The organism is Bradyrhizobium sp. ORS 285 (assembly GCF_900176205.1).
Classification (GTDB): domain Bacteria; phylum Pseudomonadota; class Alphaproteobacteria; order Rhizobiales; family Xanthobacteraceae; genus Bradyrhizobium.
Genome location: NZ_LT859959.1, coordinates 5,567,405 through 5,586,846, shown reverse-complemented (window position 1 = coordinate 5,586,846; position 19,442 = coordinate 5,567,405). Strand labels below are relative to the sequence as shown.

Genomic DNA, 19,442 nt, shown 5'->3' with positions numbered 1-19,442 from the left:
AACTGCGCCTCTGTTGCAGCCAGAATCAGCTACGATGACGGCAGCCAATGGCGCATGGGGAGGGCAGCGTGGACGTTCGGGACTACCTGCAGCGCGATGCGACGGCGCTGGCCGCAGCGGTGAAGGCGGGCGAGACCAGCGCGGCCGAGCTGCTGCAGCTCGCGCTGACGCAGAACGAGCGGGCCCAGCCCCGGACCAACGCCGTCTGCAGGCTGATGGAGCGCGAGGCGCGCGCACAGCTGGCGAAGCTGGCCTCCGGCCCGTTCACCGGCGTGCCCTTCCTGATCAAGGATTGCGCGCAGGACTATGCGGGCCTGCCGACCGCCTATGGCAGCAAGGCGCTGTCCGCCGTGGCCGCCGTCGAGTATGCCTCCGTCGTCAGGCGCTATCTCGAAGCGGGCCTGGTGATCTTCGGCAAGACCAATCTGCCGGAGCTCGCGCTCAAGGGCGTCAGCGACTCCCAAGCCTTCGGCCGGGTCAGCAATCCGTGGAATGCGGCGCATACGCCTGGCGGCTCCAGTGGCGGCGCCGCCGCGGCGGTCGCCTCGGGCGTGGTGCCGATGGCGGCCGGCAATGACGGCGGCGGCTCGATCCGCATTCCCGCCGCTTGCTGCGGCCTGTTTGGACTGAAGCCCTCGCGCGGCCTGGTCTCGTCGGGGCCGGGCTTCGGCGAATATTGGTTTGGCGCGTCCTGCGAAGGCGTGATCTCGCGCAGCGTCCGTGACACCGCGCTGGTGCTCGACGTCATCGTGGGCGCCGAGCCCGGCGATCCGTTTCTGGTGGCCGAGCCCGGCGTCGTCTTCGCCAACGTGATGGCGCGCGATCCCGGCCGGCTGCGCATCGGCTACACGACGTCGTCGCCGATCGGCACCGAGGTTCACGCCGAGGCGAAGCTTGCGGTCGAGACGACCGCGAAGCTGCTGCAAGGGCTCGGTCACGAGGTCGAGGAAGCGACGCCCGACATCGACGGCGCCGCGCTCGCGACCTCGTTCCTGCACATCTATTTCGGCCAGGTCGCGGCACTGGTGGCCGATGCCCGCGCCAAGGGCGCGAAGCGTGAGGAGTTCGAGCTGTTGACGCGGGTGCTGTCGACGCTCGGCGGCGCGATTTCGGCGGGCGCACTGACCACGCAACTTCTGAAATGGAACGGCTTTGCCCGCGCGCTCGCGCGTTTCCATACGCGCTATGACATGCTGCTGACGCCGACGCTCGCGCATCCGCCGATCCGGCACGGGCAGGGCGATCCCTCGACCGCCGAGCAGACCCTGCTCGACATGCTCGACCGCGTCGGCCTGCTCGGACTGCTGACGCGCTGGGGCGCGCTCGACGGCATGATCGACAAGATCGCCCGCGACAGCCTGCAATATGTCCCGTTCACGCAACTCGCCAATCTGACGGGCACGCCGGCGATGAGCGTGCCGCTGCACTGGACCGCCGACGGCCTGCCGCTCGGCGTGCAGTTCACAGGCCGCCTCGGCGACGAAGCCCGCCTGCTGCAACTCGCCCGCCAGCTCGAAGAAGCGCAGCCCTGGTTCGAGCGGCTGCCGGACTGGGTGCGATCAGACTGATCGTTTCGCCGGCATGCCGATGGCCCGGCCCAGGCCATCGGGGCGCGGCAGCGCAGCATGTGCTTGCAACGTCAGGCTGATGTTATCCTGGATGTCCGCCGGGAACGACGCGACCTTGCGCCTGGTCATGTCGATATGCACCGACATGTTCTCCGAGGTCGCCGAGATCCAGCCTTCCTCGGCGTGGCGCAGCTCCTCGAACGTGTGCAGCCGCTTCTCGTCGGCGGCGATCAGCCACACCGCGACCTGGACGGGATCGCCGAGATGGATCTCGCGCAAGTACCGCACATGGCATTCGGCGGTGAAGGTCGAGCCCTGGCGCTCCTTCATGTAGGCCGGGCCGATGCCTAGCTCGGCCCAGATCTGGTCGATCGCGCGGTCGAACATCACGTTGTAATAGGCCATGTTGAGGTGGCCATTGTAGTCGATCCATTGCGGCTCGATCTGCATGACGGACGACAGGAACGGCCTGCTTCCGGCCTGTGTGGGCACTGCATTATCGCTCATCGGCTCTTCCGTTTGCTCCCTTGACCCTTGTTGCGTCCTTTGCCACGGTCCGCCCAACTTCCGGAGGACAAAGTGGCGACGACGATCCCTCATCACGACCTGAAGCGGCCCGCGCCGGAGGCGCTGAAAAGCGCGCTCGACGCGCTCGCCGCCCGCTTCGGCAACAAGCTGATCACCTCGCAGGCCGTGCGCGAGCAGCATGGCCATACCACGACCTGGCTGCCGACGCAGCCGCCGGATGGCGTGGTGCTGGCGCAGGAGACCGCCGACATCCAGGACGTCGTCCGCATCTGTGCGCCGCTCGGCGTGCCGATCATTCCGTTCGGCACCGGCACCTCGCTGGAAGGCCAGGTCAATGCGCCCGCCGGCGGCATCTGCATCGACATGCGCGACATGAACAAGGTGCTGGAGGTGCATGCCGAGGATCTCGACTGCGTCATCCAGCCCGGCATCACCCGCAAGACCCTCAACGAATATCTCCGCGACCAGGGCCTGTTCTTCCCGATCGATCCGGGCGCGGACGCCTCGCTCGGCGGCATGGCCTCGACGCGCGCGTCGGGCACCAATGCGGTGCGCTACGGCACGATCCGCGAGAACGTGCTGGCGCTGAAGGTGGTGCGCGGTGACGGCGAGATCATCAAGACCGGCACCCGCGCCAAGAAGTCCGCCGCCGGCTACGACCTGACGCATTTGTTCATCGGCGCCGAGGGCACGCTCGGCATCATCTGCGAGATGACGATCCGGCTGCGCGGCATTCCCGAGACGATCGCGGCCGCGTCGTGCTCGTTCGAGACCGTGCGCGGCGCCTGCCAGGCGACGATCCTCGCGATCCAGACCGGAATTCCCATGGCGCGCATCGAGCTGCTCAACGCGGCACAGGTGCGGGCGTGCAACGCCTATTCGAAACTGACTTTGCCGGAGACGCCGCTCTTGCTGCTGGAGTTCCACGGCAGCGAGGCCGAGGTCGCCGAACAGTCGCGGAATTTCGCCGAGATTGCGCGGGAGTGCGGCGGCGGCGATTTCGCCTGGACCACCAAGCCGGAGGATCGCACCAAGCTGTGGCAGGCGCGGCACGATGCCTACTGGTCCGTCAAGGCGATCCGGCCTGGCGTCGGCGTGGTCGCGACCGACGTCTGCGTGCCGATCTCGCGGCTCGCCGATTGCGTCGGCGAGACCGAGGAGGACCTCGCGCGTCTCAAGCTGACCTCGCCGATCGTCGGCCATGTCGGCGACGGCAACTTCCACTGCTCGCTGATGTGCGACGTCGACGACGCCGACGAGATGGCCCGCGGCGAAGACTTCATGCACCGCCTGGTCGAGCGCGCCCAGGCCATGGGCGGTACCTGCACCGGCGAGCACGGCATCGGTCAGGGCAAGCAGAAGTACCTGAAGTCAGAGCTCGGCCAGGAAGCCCTCGACGCGATGCGCGCCGTCAAGCAGGCGCTCGATCCGCAGAACATCTTCAACCCCGGCAAGATCATCCCGGCAGCCTGAGCGCATTATTGATCTAGATTAAGCTATCGCCGCACGATCGGTGCGCTCCCTCTCCCCGTTCTTACGGGGAGAGGGTTGGGGTGAGGGGCAGCCGCGCGGGTGATGTGTGTGGTGAGCCTGTACCCCCTCACCCGGATTGCATCTGGCGATGCAATCCGACCTCTCGCCGCACGCGGGGCGAGGTTGCACTGCGCCAGCTGCGAGATCGGGGCCAAAAACTTCGTACGACAGAGCAATTGGATGCTGATTATCCGGCGCGCTCAAACCGGAAACTACTCCGCCGCCTCGCTCTTGCCCTCGATCAGCAACACATCCAGGCTCTCGATCTCCTGCATCGCACGTCCCGCGATGCCCTGCAGATCTCCATACAGTCCCGCCGTCGAATCCAGCACGCCGCGCAGCTGCTCCTCGCGCTTGGCCCACAGCCGCATCATGGTCTTGCGCTCGCGATCGAGGTCAGACTGCATCTCGGTGAAGCGCTCGACGATGGCGTCGATGCGGTGGCGGAAACGCGGACCCGTGAGATAGGCGTAGACCATTTCCATCTTGGTCTGCTGGCCCTCCTGCGCGAGCTTGCTGCAGGCGACGTCGATCAGCGACTGGCGCAGCGCCTGCGACAGCGGCAGCGCGAAGCGCGGCTCGGCGACCCAGACGCCGTCGATGAGGTCGAAGCCGTCGACGCCCTTCGGCAGCGCGGTCGAGACGATCAGCGCGATGTCCGCCTTCGCCGCGCGCAAATCGTCGCGCAGCTTGACCAGCCAGCCATCGCTCCAGTTCTTGGTGCGCTTGGATTCCCACAGGATCGCGCCGCAGGCCTGGCCGCCGGGGCCGACCACGCGATGGATCACGTCGCCGCCGAACTCGCCCTTCGGCACGGGCTCGACGAGGTCGCGGGGGAAGCGCGCCCGCAGCTGCGATTCCAGCTCGATCTCCAACGCTTCGCCCTGGAGCTGCTGCGAGCCTTGCTCGGCCTTGCGCCTGAGCTCCTCGATCTGCCGCTGCATGCCGGCGATCTGCGTCTCCTTTTCGGCGACCTTGGCCTTCAGCGACTCCTCCGCCTCGAGCCGCGCCTTGTCGCGGACGGCTGTGAGGTTCTCCTGCACCTTGGTCTCGATGGTGAGATCGAGCTCGCGGCGGGCCTCGTCGAGCTCGCGCTGCTTGCGCAGCATCTCGGCCTGCGCCTTCTGCGCATCCGCGAGCTTGGCATCCTTGCTGACGATCGCCTGATGCAGTTCGGCGAGCTGACGGTCGCGGTTGCTCATCTCATCGGCCACGGCCTGGCGCGCCCGCTCGGCCTCAGCCTGCGCGATCGCCGCGCGCTCGGCCTTCAGCTTGGCCGCGACCTGCTGGTCGATCGCGGCCTTGGCCTGCGCGATCTGTTCCTGCGCGGCCTTGAGCTGCGCTTCGCGGCGGCCGAAATCGGCCTCCTTGGCTTGAAGCTGCTTCTCGAACTGCCGGCGCGTCTCCGCGATCAGAGGCGCTGCGAGCTGCTCGGTGAGCTTGATCTCCGTGCGGCAGGAGGGGCAGACGATCTGAGGATCGGTCATGATTCGCATCTCTCCATGGGAGCCGAATCTAACCGGCCGCCGCGGGGCGTTTAACCCACGCGGACGGCTTATCCCACGCAAATATCCGCGATTCGTCGGACCACCACAGTTCAACTCGTGGCCGTCCTTCGAGACGCTCGCCTGCCGGCGAGCTCCTCAGGACGAGGGTCTGATTGGCGGCGCTGCTCTAACCCTCATGGTGAGGAGCGCCGCTTGCGGCGCGTCTCGAACCATGAGGCCCGCACAGCAGCGTGCATCGTCGCCACTGCGCCCTTACGCGCCGTGTGGAGCCGGCTCGGCCGAAGCATTCTTCTCCGGCGCCTTGATGCGGAACCAGGCGACGTACAGCGCCGGCAGGAACAGCAGGGTCAGCACGGTGCCGACGATGATGCCGCCCATCATCGCATAGGCCATCGGGCCCCAGAACACCTCGCGCGCGATCGGGATCAGGGCCAGCGAGGCCGCTGCCGCCGTCAGCATGATCGGCCGCATGCGGTGCTCGGTCGCCTCCATCACGGCCTCCCAGGGGGGCCGCCCCTCGTCGCGCAGATGCTCGATCTGCACGATCAGGATCACGGAGTTGCGGATCAGGATGCCGATCAGCGCGAGCACGCCGAGGATGGCGACGAATCCGAGCGGCGCGCCGCTCGGCAGCAGCGCCGCGACGACGCCGATCAGCGCCAGCGGCGCCACCGCGAACACCAGGAACAGCCGGTGGAAGCTCTGCAGCTGCAGCATCAGGATCGTGGCCATCGTGAACAGCATGATCGGCACGACCGCGACGATCGGCGCCTGGCTCTTGGCGCTTTCCTCGACCGCGCCGCCGGTGACGACCTTGTAGCCGGCCGGAAGCTTGGCGTTGAAGGCCGCCAGCGCCGGCTTGAGCTGATCGACCACCGTGTTCGGCTGCACCTGGTCGATCACGCTGGCCTTCAAGGTCAGCGTCGGCAGCCGCGAGCGGCGCCAGATCTCCGGCTGCTCGATCTGGTAGCGGAGGGTCGCCAGCGCGGCGAGCGGGATCGACTGGCCGTTCGAGCCGGACAGTTGCAGGTCGCGCAGGGTCTCCAGCGACTGCCGCTCCTTGGCTTGGGCGCGGCCGCGCACGTCGATCAGATAGATGTCGTCGCGCACCTGGGTGATCGAGGTGCCGTCGAGCACGCCGTTCAGCGCGTTGGCGATGTCGGAGGAGGTGACGCCGAGCTGCCGCGCCTTGTCCTGCAGCACGTCGACCTTCACGACTCGCGACGGCTCCATCCAATCGAAGATGACGGCGCCGAGATGGCTGTTGCCGCGCATCACGCCGGCATACTCCTGGGCAATCTCGCGCACCTTGGCCACCTCAGGCCCGCTGACGCGGTACTGAACCGGGCGGCCGACCGGCGGACCGATGTCGAGCAGATGCACATAGGCATCGGTGCCGGGGAAGGTCTTGGTCAGATAGGCCTGCAGCTTGCCGCGGGCGCGGTCACGCGCTTCCAGGCTCTTGGTGACGATGATGATCTGGCCGAACGACACGTCGGCCGGCTGCACGTCGAACGACAGCACGAAGCGCTGCGCGCCGGAGCCGACATAGGTCGACCAATGGTCGATGTCCGGATCGCCCTTCAGCGCTTCCTGCTCGAACTTCGCCATCTGCGCATTGGTCTCGGCGATTGACGAGTTCTGCGGCAGGTTGAAGTCGATGACCAGTTCGTTGCGGTCGGAGGAGGGGAAGAACTGCTGCTGCACGAAGCCCATGCCGAACACCGACAGGCCGAACACGAGCACGGTTACGATGATCGTCGTCCAGCGATGCCGCATGCAGGCGTTGAGCATGGCGCGGAACATCCGCGTCAGACGTCCGCCTTCAGCGTGATGCGCTGGCAGCGATGCGGGCAGGATGGTGACGCCGAGCAGCGGCGTGAACAGCACCGCCACGATCCACGACACCACCAGCGACACCGCGATCACGACGAACAGGGTGAAGGTGAACTCGCCGGCGGCGCTGTTGTTGAGGCCGATCGGAATGAAGCCGGCGACCGTCACCAAGGTGCCTGTCAGCATCGGGAACGCGGTCGAGGTGTAGACGTAGGTCGCCGCCTTGCGCAAGGAGTCGCCGACCTCCAGCCGCGCCACCATCATTTCGACGGCGATCATGGCGTCGTCGACCAGCAGGCCGAGCGCGATGATCAGCGCGCCGAGCGAAATGCGCTGCAAGGAGATGCCGGTATAGGCCATGAACAGGAAGGTGATCGCGAGCACCAGCGGAATCGAGATCGCGACGACGAGGCCCGCGCGGACGCCGAGGCTGACGAACGAGATCGCGAGCACGATGATCACGGCCTCGTACAGCGCCTTGGTGAAGCCGCCGACGGCCTCCTCGACGATCTTCGGCTGGTCCGAGACGAGATGCACGCCGACGCCCACGGGAAGGTCGGCGATGACCTTGGTCATCTCCTCCTTCAGCGCCTCGCCGAAATCGAGCAGGTTGGCGCCGGCCTTCATGCCAATCGCGAGTCCGATCGCCGGCTGGCCGTTGAACCTGAACAGCGAGGTCGGCGGATCCTCATAGCCGCGGGTGATGGTGGCGACGTCGGTGAGCGGGAAGAAGCGGTCGTTGATGCGCAGGTTGATCGACTTGAGGCTCTCCTCCGAGGTGAACTGCCCGGAGACGCGCACCGCGACCCGCTCGGGTCTCGCCTGCAGCACGCCCGACGGCGACACCGCGTTCTGCGCCTGCAGTGCGTTCAGGATGGTGCGCTGGTCGATGCCGAGCGCGGCCACCTTGCGCGGCGAGAATTCGAGATAGATCACCTCGTTCTGCGCGCCGACGATATCGACGCGGCCGACATTCGGCACCGTCAGCACCTTGGCGCGGACCTCCTCGACACGGTCGCGCAGTTGGCGTTGGCTCAACCCGTCGCTGGTGAAGGCGTAGATGTTGCCGAACACGTCGCCGAAGCGGTCGTTGAACCCTGGGCCGACGACACCCGAGGGGAAGTCGCCCTTGATGTCGTTGATGAGGTTGCGCACCTGCAGCCAGGTCGGCACGACGTCGCGCGCCTTGGTGGTGTCGCGCAGATTGACGAACACGGTGGTCTGACCGGGCACGGTCAGGCTCTTGGTGTAGTCGAGCGCCGGCAGCTCCTCGAGCTTCTTCTCGATGCGGTCAGTCACCTGGCGCGTCATCTCCTCGGCGGAGGCGCCCGGCCACTTCGCCTGGATCAGCATCGTCTTGATGGTGAAGGACGGATCCTCCTCGCGTCCGAGATGGATGTAGGAGAACAGGCCCGCCGCCATGAAGGCGATCATGAAGTACCAGACCAGCGAGCGGTGCTCGAGCGCCCAGTCGGAGAGATTGAAGGACTTCACGGCTGCGTTTCCTGATCGATGCGGATGGCCTGGCCATCCTTGAGACTGTTCACGCCGGCGGTGACGACACGCTGTCCGGCTTCGAGGCCGCCAGTGACGCGCAGGCTGCCGTCCTCGTTGGTGGCGACCGTGATTTCCTGCCGCTTCACCGTCTTGCTGGCGGCGTCCACGAGCCAGACGAAGCGCTTGTCGTTCTGCTCCAGCACGGCCGAGCGCGGCAGGCGGATGACCATCTTCTGCTCGGCGTCTACCGTCGCCGTGACCGTGGTGCCAAGCCGCATGGTCTCGGGCGGGTTATCGAGCGTGATACGGATGCGTCGGGTGCGCGTGGTGGCGTCGGCGCGCGGCGCGATCTCGCGTACCTTGCCGGTGCTGCTAACGGTTTGATCGGCCTGCAGCCGCATCGTGAACGGCGTCCCGACTTGCAGCGCGCCCGCGATATCGTCACCGACATCGATGACGGCTTCGCGAACATCCGGCCGCGCCACTGTGACGACGCTCTGGCCGGGCGATACAACTTGGCCGACTTCGGCGCTCACTGCGGTGACGATGCCGGCGAAATCCGCCTTGAGCTGCGCGTAACCGAGCTGCTCGCGCGCCTTGGCGAGGTTGGACTGCGCCTTGACGACGGAGGCCTGGGCAGCCGCGCGCGACTGCTCGGCACTCTCCAGCGTGGCCTTCGTCGTCGCGTCCGTTTCCAGCAGCGTGCGCTGCCGGCCTTCCGTCCCGGTCGCATTGGTCAGTTGCGCCTGGCTGCGCGAGACCTCGGCGGCGGAGGCGCGCACGGCGAGTTCGAGCGCGGCGGGATCGATCGCGGCCACCACCTGATCCTGCTTGACCATGTCGCCGACATAGACCGGCCGGGCGATCAGCCGTCCCAGCACGCGGAAGCTGAGATCGGCCTTGTAGCGCGGCTCGATCGTGCCGGTGACGGTCGAGACATTGGCCGTCTGGGGCTCGACCTTCATCGACAGCACCGGCCGGATCGGCTCGGGCGCTTCGGTCTTCTCGTTGCAGCCGGCAAGGACGCCGAGCGCGAGCAGGGGAAACACGGAACGCATCGGCATCATCACGACCGCGCCTCCTCGTTGAAGCTGACCTGTTGCCCGACACTCAGGAGCTTGCCGCCCTCGGTGACGATACGGTCGCCCGGCTTCAGCCCGCCGGAGACGACGATCGTGCCGGTCTCGAAGTCCTCGATCGTGATCGGCTTCAGCGACACCGTCTTGTTCGCGTCCACCAGCCACACCGCCGGCGTCTTGCCGGACGCATTGAGCGCGCTCCACGGCAGCACGATGCGCTGCTCCGGCTTGATGAAGCCGGTGGCGCTGACGGCGCTGCCGAGCACCATCTCGGGCGGCGGATTTTCGATCGTGATCTTGACGCGGACGGTGCCCGACTTCGGATCGATGGTCGGCGACACCTCGCGCACGGTGCCCTTGGCCGTCACGGAGGGATCGGAGAGCAGGGCGAGCGCGACCTTGCTGTCATCGAATTTCAGCGACAGCGCCGCCTCGTAGACGTCGATGACGGCATCGCGGTTGCCGTCATGCGCCAGCGTGAACACGGATTGAGCCGCCTGCGCGACCTGGCCGACCTCGATGTTGCGCGCGGTGATGGTGCCGTCGGCATCGGCGCGCAGCTCGGTGTAGGTCAGCGCATCCTTGGCGGTGCCAAGCTGCGCCTTCGCGGCTTCCAGCGAGCCTTCCGCCGTGCGCAGCGTCTCCTGTGCCTGATCGAACGACGCGCGGGTCGTGAACCCGCTGGTGATCAGGGTCTGCTGCCGGTTGAAATTGGAGGTCGCCACCTTCACTTGCGACTCCGCCGCCACCACGGCGGCCTGCGCGGAGTCGAGATCAGCCTGCTGCTCGGCGGGATCGATTCTCGCGAGCACCTGGCCGGCCTTGACGTGCGCCCCGACCTCGACGAGCCGTTCGGTGACGCGGCCGCTGACGCGGAACGACAGCTCGGCCAGCACGCGCGCCTGGACGTCGCCGGTCAGCGTGATCGACTGCCGCCGCTCCGACAGCTTCACCACTTCGGTCCGCACCAGCCGCGACGGCGGCGCGGTTGCTGCCGTCTTCTGGTCGCAGCCCGCGAGCAGGAAACCGACCGCGGCGCAGCCGAGCGCTGCGAGCAGGCGGGAGCGTGAGGCGCGCGCAGCAGGGGGAGATCGCGTGGATGGAATCATGGGTTGCACGTTCGGCTCGGGCCTAAGGGTTGATCGTCGTCGCTCCGACCCGGGCTCGCACCAGCGGTCATCGCGAATCCGGGGCATTTCAGGACGTTTGCACGTCGCGACAATGAACCCGCGCCGGGGTCACCGGTTGGCAGGGTCGGGGCTTCGGGAACGAGCAGACCATTGTTCCCTTGACAGCGCGTGAATTAGACAATCATTTCTAGAAAAAATTGTCTAGTCAAATTCCCGTTGGCAGGCTTAGAATCCGTCTGCCGGGCTGGCGCAGGGCACGGCGGCACGCCGACATCCGCTTCGCTGCAAGCCGGATGACCAAACGAGAGCGACGCAGGACGTGCGACGGAAAGACGTGACCAAGTCGGAAGCTGACATGCGCGGCACGGCCCGGGCGCCGCGCCAGGCGCGTGGGCGCGAGCGCCGCGAGCAGTTGCTCGACGCCGCTGCCGCACTCATCGCCGAGTCCGGCCTCGCAGCCGTCAGCATGCATGCGGCGGCCGAGCGCGCGGGCGCATCGATCGGCTCGGTCTATCATTTCTTCCGCGACAAGGATCAGATGCTCGATGCATTGGCCGAGCGTCATGACGCCGAGTTGCAGCCGGCGTTCGACCGCGTGCTGCAAAGAAGCGACGCGGAGTGGACGGCGCTGTCGCCGGCCGAGATGATCGAGCAGCTGATTGGCTGGGCGATCCGCTACTTCGTGCGCCACCCCGATGCGCTGGCGACGCTGGATCTGCACGACCAGGCCATGCATGCCGAGTTCAGGACCTTGATCGACCGCGTGATGCGCGCGAGGCTCGGAGCGGAGTTGGGCTCGCATGCCGCTACGACATTCGATGCCGTCGTGCTCGGCACCCTGCTGTTCACGCGCGAGCAGGATCCTCGCAGCCGCGACGTGGTCGTTGCTGCTCTGCCTGAGATGATGGCCACCTATCTGACTGCGCTTGAAGCGAAGCAGAAGCGGGCGAAGGGGTGAGATACATTCGGCGGATCGAGGCGATCAGCGCGGCTATTTGAACACCCACTCGCTCTTCTTCCGATGGATCGTAACCAGGCGCGGCGTCGCCGTGTCCTCGGTCGGCTTGGCTGACAGGACGATCTGGTCCTCGCCGTCCCAGCGTTCGAACTCGTAGCGCCATTTGCTGTCCTCCGGCGTCCGATAGTGCCAATCCTTCAACGTCCGATCTCGCTTGGTCGGGATGATATCGATGCCCTCGGGCGGCCCCGAGGAGCCCTGGCGCGCTGCGACGGCCACCAGCCAGCGCTTCTCCGGCGAGTAATGCGGCGGAGCCACGATGCCGACCTCGTCGCCATTGTCGGCGCGCACCAGGAGCCAGTCGACGCCGTCGAGCCGGCCGCATTCGATCAGCATCAGATCATGATCGGGGAAGTAGCCCGTCAGCTGAAACTTGACGCACGCCTTGGTGTCGCCCTCGGCGCATTTGGCATCCTGGTTGCGATAGATGCGGCTGCGTCCGTTGCGGAATGTCAGCTTCAGCGCTGCGCCGCTGCGTTGCGCGAAGCTCGGGATCTGGGCAAGGCAGGCGGTCTCCGACCGATCGAGGTCGCCGCGTCCCATGTCCTCGACGCAGCGGCCGTCCTGCGACGGATGATCGACGACGGAGAAGGCCGGCCGCTCGGCGTGCGTCCTGGTGCAGGTGATGAGACAAAGCAGCGTGGCCCATCCGACGGCGCGCATCCTGCTCATCACAGCTGCCCCGCGGCTGACGGCGTATCGATGCGGTCGACGGTCGTGATCGGCAAAGGCTGCGGATCCTGGACGAGCGCGGAAGTGCGGCGGCGCCGGCCGTGCCGCCGCTCCGGGCCGCGATGGCGCCGGCGGACGATGCCGTCCACCAGCCGGGCGATCACGCCGACCACGGCAAAGCTGACCAGCAGCGAAATGCACAGCAGCCCGAGATAGAGTTTCAGGACCGAGCTTGCCAAGCAGGCAAGCGCGATGAGCGCGACAATGGCCAGAAGGCCTTTGACGGAGATCGACATGGTGGGGCGTTTCGCTGAGAGCTGGTTGTTGAACTCACTCTAGCGTGAACATGCCGGCCGCCAAGCTGCGTCCAAATGGACGGTAAATTTTGCCGCAAGCGGATGCGGACAATCAGATGTGCCGATGCTCAACCGTCGTTGCCCGTAGCGGATATCAACTACGAGTTGCGAGAAATCTGGTTGTCTCCGCATGCGCTTCACGCACCGGTCGCGCCAACGGGAGCGAAGTTTGGATAGACCTGTCGCATCGCGTGTGCTGCGCAAACGTGATCCTCTGCCAGACCTGCCTCGGATGTCGCGACAGCTAACTAACAGTCTGGACGACGGCGGATGATGGCCCCGAACACCTCTGCGACGCATGCGCCTCAAGACGAATTTCGTGAGTGCCCTCAGCCTGATTTGGCCTGTCCAGTTCCCCAGCGAAAAATAATCCACTTTCGTTTTATCGGAAAATGTGGTTGTGTATTGCCATCCCGCCTCGTGCAGAGGGACGTACGCGTCGTCACGATACGTGGAGGTGGGGAGCGGTGGCCGTGATCGGCAGCGCGCGACGAGCGCTGTCCGGCGCGGACGCAAAAGCGTGTGGTCCTGGCGCCCCGAAGCTGGCGTCAAGTCTTTGGGCGATGATGAGCCCGCAGGCGACGGTGGCTCAAAGCCGGACACCGGGGAGAGCGCGCCATAAGCGTGAAACCCATCGCGCAGGGAGGGCCGGGTCTGTCCGGCTGTACCTGTGGTTCCTGCCCCGTGCATTTTTCTCGCACGGGGGCCACGGGCCTCAGCCGAGGTCCGGCCTTCCCTGCGCCCTCTCACTGGCGAGAGGGACACGGTCGATGCATCACTCGGGCGTCATGCGCCGCGGGACTACGATCGCATGTCCGTTATTCGCCTGATGTCTATACTAATCGACTACGTCCCGCTCTTTGAAATGTGAAGCAGCTGTTCCCTCATCGTCGTCCCGGACAAGCCGCGACGCGCGACAGCGCGTTGCGGCGCCGATCGGGGACCCATACGCCGCAGCGCTGGTGATGAGCAAAAATGCCAATGACCAGCGTGCCTCGAACCGCACCCTGGGGGTATGGGTCCCGGCTCGAGGCCGGGAGTACGGCGGAGTTTGGAGCTGCTGTAGGGTGGGCAAAGCAGCCGTCCGCAGGACGGCAGCGTGCCCACCGCGTATCCGCATCAACGGAGCGAATGGTGGGCACGGCGCGCGATGGAGCGGCGCATCATGCCGACTGCGATGGCGCGCCTTTGCCCACCCTACGGATCAAGCGCGTGCCGCCGCTACTGCGTGCCGGCCCAGGCCGCGAGCACGGCGCGCTCCTCGCCCGTGATCTCTGTGATGTTGCCCGGCGGCATCGCGTTCGACCACGCTGCGTTGCGTGCGATCAGTCGCGCATTGCGCTGGATGTTGTCGGCGGTGTCGAGCAACACGCCCTTCGGCGGGGTGACGATGCCGTCCCACACCGGCTCGGCGGCATGGCACATGCTGCAGCGGGAGGTCACGATATCAGTGACTTCAGTGAAGCTCGGCGTCGCTGCGGCCGTCGTCTTGGCATCACGCGGGCCGGCGGCGGACAACAGCAGGATAGCAATCATGCCCGCGGCCGCGACGCCCCACACCCACCACGGCGACGCATGACCCTTGTGACGCTCGTTGAAGAAGTGCCGGATCACGGGGCCGAGCGCCAGCACGATGGCGACGATCACCCAATTATATCGGGTGCCGAACAGCAGCGGATAATGATTGCTGATCATCAGCACCACGACCGGAAGCGTCAGATAGTTGTTGTGGACCGAGCGCTCCTTGCCGGCCTTGCCGAGCTTGGAATCCGGCGCTTGGCCGGCGAGCAGCGCAGCGACGATCTTCTTCTGGTTGGGGATGATCACCGCGAACACGTTGGCGACCATGATGGTGCCGATGATCGCGCCGATCTGGTTGAAGGCGCCACGGCCGCTCAGCACGTGGGTGAAGGCATAGGTGAGCGCGACGAGGAAGATGTAGCCGCCGATCGCGAAGGGCAGCTCGTGCCTCGCCAGCCCGCTGCGGCAGGCGCCTTCGTAGAGCAGCCAGGCCAGCGCCAGCGAGCCGAAGCTGAACAGGCCGGCCTGGAATGGCGTGAGATCGAGGATCGACTTGTCGACCAGGAACAGGTCGGCGTTGAGATAATACACCACGATCATCAGCACGAAGCCGGACAGCCAGGTGGTGTAGGCCTCCCATTTGAACCAGGTGAGCTCGCTCGGCATCTGCGCCGGCGCCACCAAATATTTGACGATGTGATAGAAGCCGCCGCCATGCACCTGCCAAGCCTCGCCCATCACCCCGTTCGGCAGGCCCTCGCGCGGCTTCAGGCTGAGGTCGAGCGCGATGAAATAGAACGAGCTGCCGATCCAGGCGACGGCTGCGATCACGTGCAGCCAGCGGAAGATCAGGCTCAGCCATTCCGATACGATCGAAGCCCACATCGCGCGGTTAACTCCTGGTGTTGTTCATGCGAGCCAAAGTCGAGCCGCTTGCGGGGGCCTTACCTCTCCCCGCGCGCGGGGAGAGGTCGGATTGCATCGTCAGATGCAATCCGGGTGAGGGGGGCTTTCCGCGAGGTCGGTGGGTGTGGTTGCCCCTCACCCCAACCCTCTCCCCGTAAGAACGGGGAGAGGGAGCGCACCGTCCACGCGGCCACAGCTCGATCTTATCTCGAGAATTGTGAGCCCTGGCCGACTGTAGGCGTTGTTCGTCCGATGCAATGGACTTCTTCGATGCGATTGCGTTCAATGGCACCGACAGCAAATCAAGGCAGTTGTGATGAAGAGACTTGGCCTGATCATTCTGGTAGCGGTGCAGTCCGCCCTGACGCAAGGCGCCTGGGCGCAGTCGGCGCCTGCACCGAAGGCGGCCGCCAAGCGCGCCGAGGCCTGCGCACCGATCGGGCGCACCGAGGACGGCAAGCTGGTCTATTCGATGAAGTGCGAGAGCATTCCGAAGCCGGTCGCGCCAGTGTCGCCGCCGCAGGCGGCCGCTCAACCCGCGCCGGAGCCGGCCGCGGAGCCGGAGCCCGAGACCCAGCGCAGCGGCGTGTTCGGTTGGTCCTACGACCGCAGGCCCAAGCAATAGCGCAGCCACGTTCTTGCCCTCCCGGCTCAACCGCCGAACGTCTCCTGCAGCTGCGGAAACAGCCGGTCCGGCTTGAACGGCACGGCGGTGAAGCGGATGCCGGTCGCGGCACGGATCGCGTTGCCGAGCGCGGCGGCGACCGGATTGTACGGGCTCTCGCTCATCGACTTCGCGCCGAGCGGGCCGATGCTGTCATGCGTCGCGGCGAACAGCACCTCGGTGCGCGGCACGTCGGCATAGGACGGCAGATGATAGTCGCGGAACCGCGGATTCACCACGCGCCCGGTGTCATCGATGACGATCTCCTCATACAGCGCAGCTCCAAGCGACTGCGCGACGCCGCCCTCGATCTGACCGCGGCACTGCATCGGATTGGCGACGCGGCCGGCATCCGCCGCCTGCACGCTCTTGAGGATCCTGACCACGCCCGTGTGCTTGTTCACGGCGACGCGGAATCCCTGGACGTTGAACGCGACCGAGCGCGGCGTGCCCTGCGAATTCCCCGACGCCGTCAGTTGTCCTCCGCCGAGGCTGGCGATGCTGGCGAAGGAGAGCCGCTGCGTGCCGCAACTGACCGCGTTGTCGGCGATCCGGCATTCGGTCGGCGCGACCGTCCAGCGATCCGCTGCAAAGCTCTTGATCCTCTCGACCAGTGCTTCGGCTGCAGCCTGCGTCGCGCGGCCCGCGACGAAGGTGCCGGTGGAGCCATAGGCGCCGGTGTCGTGACCGCCATGCGCGGTGTCGGACTGCTTGAGCGTGATGCGATCGACCGTGGTGCCCAGCACGGTCGCGGCGATCTGGCGGTGCACGGTGCTGGTGCCGTTGCCGAACTCGGCGGTGCCGACGGTCAGCGTGAAGCCGCCATCGTCGCGCAGGCTGATGGCGGCGTCAGCGAAGTGGCCATCCGGCGGGACGGTGTCGATCATGGTCAGTGCGATGCCATCGCCCGTGAGCCAATCGTCCGACAACTCCGCTGCCGGCGTGTCCGCGGCCATGGCGCGCTCGACGAGATCGAGACACTGGTCGAGACCGTAGGAGCCGTACAGCACGTCGCTGTGGTCGGAGCCGGGCGGCGTCAGCATGGGATCGCCCGGCCTGACGATGTTGCGACGGCGCATCTCGAAGGGATCGATGCCGAGCTGCAGCGCCAATTCGTCGATGGCGGCCTCCACCGCGAAGGTGGTCTGCGGCAGGCCGTAGCCGCGATAGGCGCCGGCGGGCACCGTGTTGGTGTAGACGGCGCGACCGTCGACCTTCTTGTTCGGACAATTGTAGACCGAGATCGACTCGCCGCAGGCATGGAACAGCACCGGCCCGGCGTGGTTGCCGTAGGCGCCGGTGTTGGAGAGCACGTCGAGCTGCAGCGCGGTGAGCCTGCCGTCCTTGTCGGCGCCGGCTCTGACGGTGACGCGCATCGGATGCCGCGTCGAGGTCGCGATGAACTGCTCCTCCCTGGTGAATTCGAGCTTGACGAGGCGGCCGGTCTTCAACGCCGCGAGCGCCAGGATGTCCTCGACGAACATCTCCTGCTTGCCGCCGAAGCCGCCGCCGACGCGCGCGCAGAGCACGCGGACCTTGTCGGGCGCGAGAGCGAAGATCTCGCACAGCGCGCGTCGCGTCAGGAACGGCACCTGCGTGCTGGAGCGGACCGTGAGCGTGCCGTCATCGTCGAGCCAAGCGAGACCGCCATGGGTTTCCAGTGCGGCGTGCTGCACGCGCTGGGTCGTGAACGTGCCTTCATAGGTCGCGGCAGACGAGGCGAGCGCGGCCGCGACGTCGCCGAATTCGCCATGGGTCTCGGCGGCGATGTTGCGGCCGACGTCGGCGATGCGATGCTCGCTGCCTCGGCCGGCGTGAATGATAGGCGCGCCCGGCGCGATCGCCGCTTCCGGATGGATCGCGGCGGGCAGGATCTCGTAGTCGACCACGAGGCGCCTGCAGCCTTCCTCGGCGGCCGCCTCGGACTCCGCGACGACGGCCGCGACCTTCTGGCCGATGAAGCGGACGGTGTCGTCGAGCACGCGCGTGTCGGCCGGATCCATCCAGTTCTGCTCGTGCCGCGCGGTCGAGAACAGCGTCGCCGGCGCATCCTCATGCGTCAGCACCGCATGCACCCCGGGCACCGCCAGCGCCGCGGCCTTGTCGATGCCGATGATCCGCGCATGCGCATGCGGCGAGCGCACGAGCTTGATGTGCAGCAGGCCTTCAATCGCCGTGTCGAAGGTGTAGCGCGCCTGGCCGCGCACGACGTCGGGACCTGCCGGCGCCGGCAGGCTGCGGCCGAAGGCCTCGCCGGCCCCAACGTCTTCGACATGAGAGCGGCCGAGCAGCGCATCCTCGATCGCGCGATAGCCGGTGCAGCGGCACAGATTGCCCTTCAGCGCCGCGTCGAGATCCTTCTTCTGGGCCTGGTTCAGCGAGGCGCAGGTGACGATCATGCCCGCGGTGCAGAACCCGCATTGAAACGCCTGCGCATCGAGGAACGCCTGCTGCATCGGATGCAGGCCGTGGTCGGTGGCGAGACCTTCAACCGTCGTGACCGCCTTGCCGTCGGCGCGAAACGCGGGGATCAGGCAAGAATGCACCGGCTCACCGTCGAGCAGCACGGTACATGCGCCGCAATCGCCGGCGTCGCAGCCTTTCTTGACGCCGAAATGGCCGGTGTCGCGCAGGAACGTGCGCAGGCACTGTCCCGGGCGCGGCGCAGTCTCGACCACTTTGCCGTCGACGATCACGCTCATGACCTGATGCCTGCGAGTTCGGCGCGGATCTCCTCGGCGAGGCGCAGCGTCATCGCCTTGCGCCAGGCCGGCTTGCCATGGACGTCGTCATGATAGAGCGCATCAGGAATGTCGCTGAGAATGCCGGCGCGCAGCGCGGCTTCGTCCGGCATGGTGCCGAAGCGGAGCTGCAGCGGCCTGACGGTCGAACCGGTCACGGTGAGCAGCAGGTCGCCGTCGCGCCCTTGCGTGCCGATCAGCAGCGCGCCGGAGCGGCCGACCGGGCTGAGCGCGATCTGGCGGAACGCGCTGCGCCGCTTCAATGCGGCGAGTGGCACCTCGATCTGGCGCAGCAGATCGCCGGGCGCGAGCACGTTGCTGTTGTTGCCCGTGACGAAGTCCACCACCGTGATGCGCTGCTCGGTCCCGTCATTCCTCCAGATCGTGCAGACGCCTTCGAGCGCGGCAAGCAGCGAGATCATCGGTCCGGCCGGCAGCGACATGCAGAGATTGCCGCCGACGGTCGCCGTCTTCCAGATCTTGAACGAGGCGAGGAACGCCCGGCAGCATCGGTCGATCAGGGGCGCCGCGATCCAGTCGGCCGGGCAGGGCAGCGCATCGAGCTCGGCAACGCTGCAGGTCGCAGCGATGCTCAAGCCGTCATCGCTGATGGTCAGCGCCGGCCAGGCGAGATCGCCGAGATCGATCAGCCGCGACAGCTGCGCCTGGGGTTCCGAGAACAGCCAGGTGCCGCCGGCCAGCCAGGCATCGCCTGCCTTCCAGGCGGGCAGCTCGGCCCGTGTTCGCGGGCGCACGACCTCGGTGATGGTGTTCAGGTCCATGGTGACGCAAGCTCATTGGCGCGGCGGATTGCGGGTCAAATCCTTGCAAGACCGACGCCAACTGACAATAGCATGACGCTGGCCCTGCGCTTGCAGGCCTACA

At 66.7% G+C, this 19,442-nt stretch carries 14 protein-coding genes; 4 read left to right on the top strand and 10 right to left on the bottom strand.

Annotated features, from left to right (window positions below; genetic code table 11):
• Positions 1–68: 68 nt before the first annotated feature.
• A complete protein-coding gene (locus BRAD285_RS25090) occupies positions 69–1,568 on the top strand; it encodes an amidase (RefSeq protein ID WP_006614058.1) in 1,500 nt (499 codons plus the stop codon).
• Here BRAD285_RS25090 and BRAD285_RS25085 read toward each other — a convergent pair.
• On the bottom strand, positions 1,560–2,075 hold the full coding sequence (locus tag BRAD285_RS25085; protein WP_006614057.1) for a thioesterase family protein: 516 nt from the start codon (positions 2,073–2,075) through the stop codon (positions 1,560–1,562). The two genes, BRAD285_RS25090 and BRAD285_RS25085, sit on opposite strands and share 9 nt — an antisense overlap.
• 72 nt (positions 2,076–2,147) lie before the next feature.
• Here BRAD285_RS25085 and BRAD285_RS25080 point away from each other — a divergent pair, with 72 nt between their 5' ends.
• Positions 2,148–3,569: an FAD-binding oxidoreductase gene (locus tag BRAD285_RS25080; RefSeq protein WP_006614056.1), complete on the top strand. Its 1,422-nt coding sequence runs from the start codon at positions 2,148–2,150 to the stop codon at positions 3,567–3,569.
• Positions 3,570–3,841: 272 nt separating this feature from the next.
• Here BRAD285_RS25080 and BRAD285_RS25075 read toward each other — a convergent pair whose 3' ends face one another.
• From BRAD285_RS25075 to BRAD285_RS25060, 4 genes are all read right to left on the bottom strand, one after another.
• The gene (locus BRAD285_RS25075; RefSeq protein WP_006614048.1) at positions 3,842–5,116 is read right to left on the bottom strand and encodes a DUF2130 domain-containing protein; all 1,275 of its coding nucleotides are present in this window, start codon (positions 5,114–5,116) and stop codon (positions 3,842–3,844) included.
• Positions 5,117–5,389: 273 nt separating this feature from the next.
• Complete coding sequence (locus tag BRAD285_RS25070; protein ID WP_006614049.1) at positions 5,390–8,467, bottom strand: efflux RND transporter permease subunit; 3,078 nt, start codon at positions 8,465–8,467, stop codon at positions 5,390–5,392.
• On the bottom strand, positions 8,464–9,540 hold the full coding sequence (locus tag BRAD285_RS25065) for an efflux RND transporter periplasmic adaptor subunit (RefSeq protein WP_006614050.1): 1,077 nt from the start codon (positions 9,538–9,540) through the stop codon (positions 8,464–8,466). The genes BRAD285_RS25070 and BRAD285_RS25065 overlap by 4 nt, the downstream gene beginning before the upstream one ends.
• A complete protein-coding gene (locus BRAD285_RS25060; RefSeq protein ID WP_006614051.1) occupies positions 9,537–10,658 on the bottom strand; it encodes an efflux RND transporter periplasmic adaptor subunit in 1,122 nt (373 codons plus the stop codon). Before BRAD285_RS25060 ends, BRAD285_RS25065 begins: the two co-directional genes overlap by 4 nt.
• A 340-nt stretch (positions 10,659–10,998) precedes the next feature.
• Here BRAD285_RS25060 and BRAD285_RS25055 point away from each other — a divergent pair, with 340 nt between their 5' ends.
• Positions 10,999–11,637: a TetR/AcrR family transcriptional regulator gene (locus BRAD285_RS25055; RefSeq protein ID WP_006614052.1), complete on the top strand. Its 639-nt coding sequence runs from the start codon at positions 10,999–11,001 to the stop codon at positions 11,635–11,637.
• Positions 11,638–11,670: 33 nt separating this feature from the next.
• On the opposite strand, the gene BRAD285_RS25050 is transcribed toward BRAD285_RS25055, so the two are convergent.
• The 3 genes from BRAD285_RS25050 to BRAD285_RS25035 all read right to left on the bottom strand — a co-directional run bounded on the left by BRAD285_RS25050 (position 11,671) and on the right by BRAD285_RS25035 (position 15,131).
• Entirely contained in the window at positions 11,671–12,360 is a 690-nt protein-coding gene (locus tag BRAD285_RS25050) for a hypothetical protein (protein ID WP_006614053.1), read from the bottom strand.
• 8 nt (positions 12,361–12,368) lie between these two features.
• Positions 12,369–12,665: a hypothetical protein gene (locus tag BRAD285_RS25045; protein WP_006614054.1), complete on the bottom strand. Its 297-nt coding sequence runs from the start codon at positions 12,663–12,665 to the stop codon at positions 12,369–12,371.
• A gap of 1,281 nt (positions 12,666–13,946) precedes the next feature.
• Positions 13,947–15,131 (bottom strand): urate hydroxylase PuuD, encoded by a 1,185-nt coding sequence (locus BRAD285_RS25035; protein WP_006614055.1) that lies wholly within the window; start codon positions 15,129–15,131, stop codon positions 13,947–13,949.
• A 337-nt stretch (positions 15,132–15,468) separates the two neighbouring features.
• On the opposite strand from BRAD285_RS25035, the gene BRAD285_RS25030 reads away from it, so the two are divergent.
• The gene (locus BRAD285_RS25030; RefSeq protein WP_006612822.1) at positions 15,469–15,777 is read left to right on the top strand and encodes a hypothetical protein; all 309 of its coding nucleotides are present in this window, start codon (positions 15,469–15,471) and stop codon (positions 15,775–15,777) included.
• A 26-nt stretch (positions 15,778–15,803) separates the two neighbouring features.
• Here BRAD285_RS25030 and BRAD285_RS25025 read toward each other — a convergent pair whose 3' ends face one another.
• The gene (locus BRAD285_RS25025) at positions 15,804–18,518 is read right to left on the bottom strand and encodes a molybdopterin cofactor-binding domain-containing protein (protein WP_006612823.1); all 2,715 of its coding nucleotides are present in this window, start codon (positions 18,516–18,518) and stop codon (positions 15,804–15,806) included.
• Positions 18,515–19,339, bottom strand: coding sequence for an FAD binding domain-containing protein (locus BRAD285_RS25020; RefSeq protein WP_006612824.1), 825 nt, complete (start codon positions 19,337–19,339; stop codon positions 18,515–18,517). Before BRAD285_RS25020 ends, BRAD285_RS25025 begins: the two co-directional genes overlap by 4 nt.
• Positions 19,340–19,442: the final 103 nt, after the last annotated feature.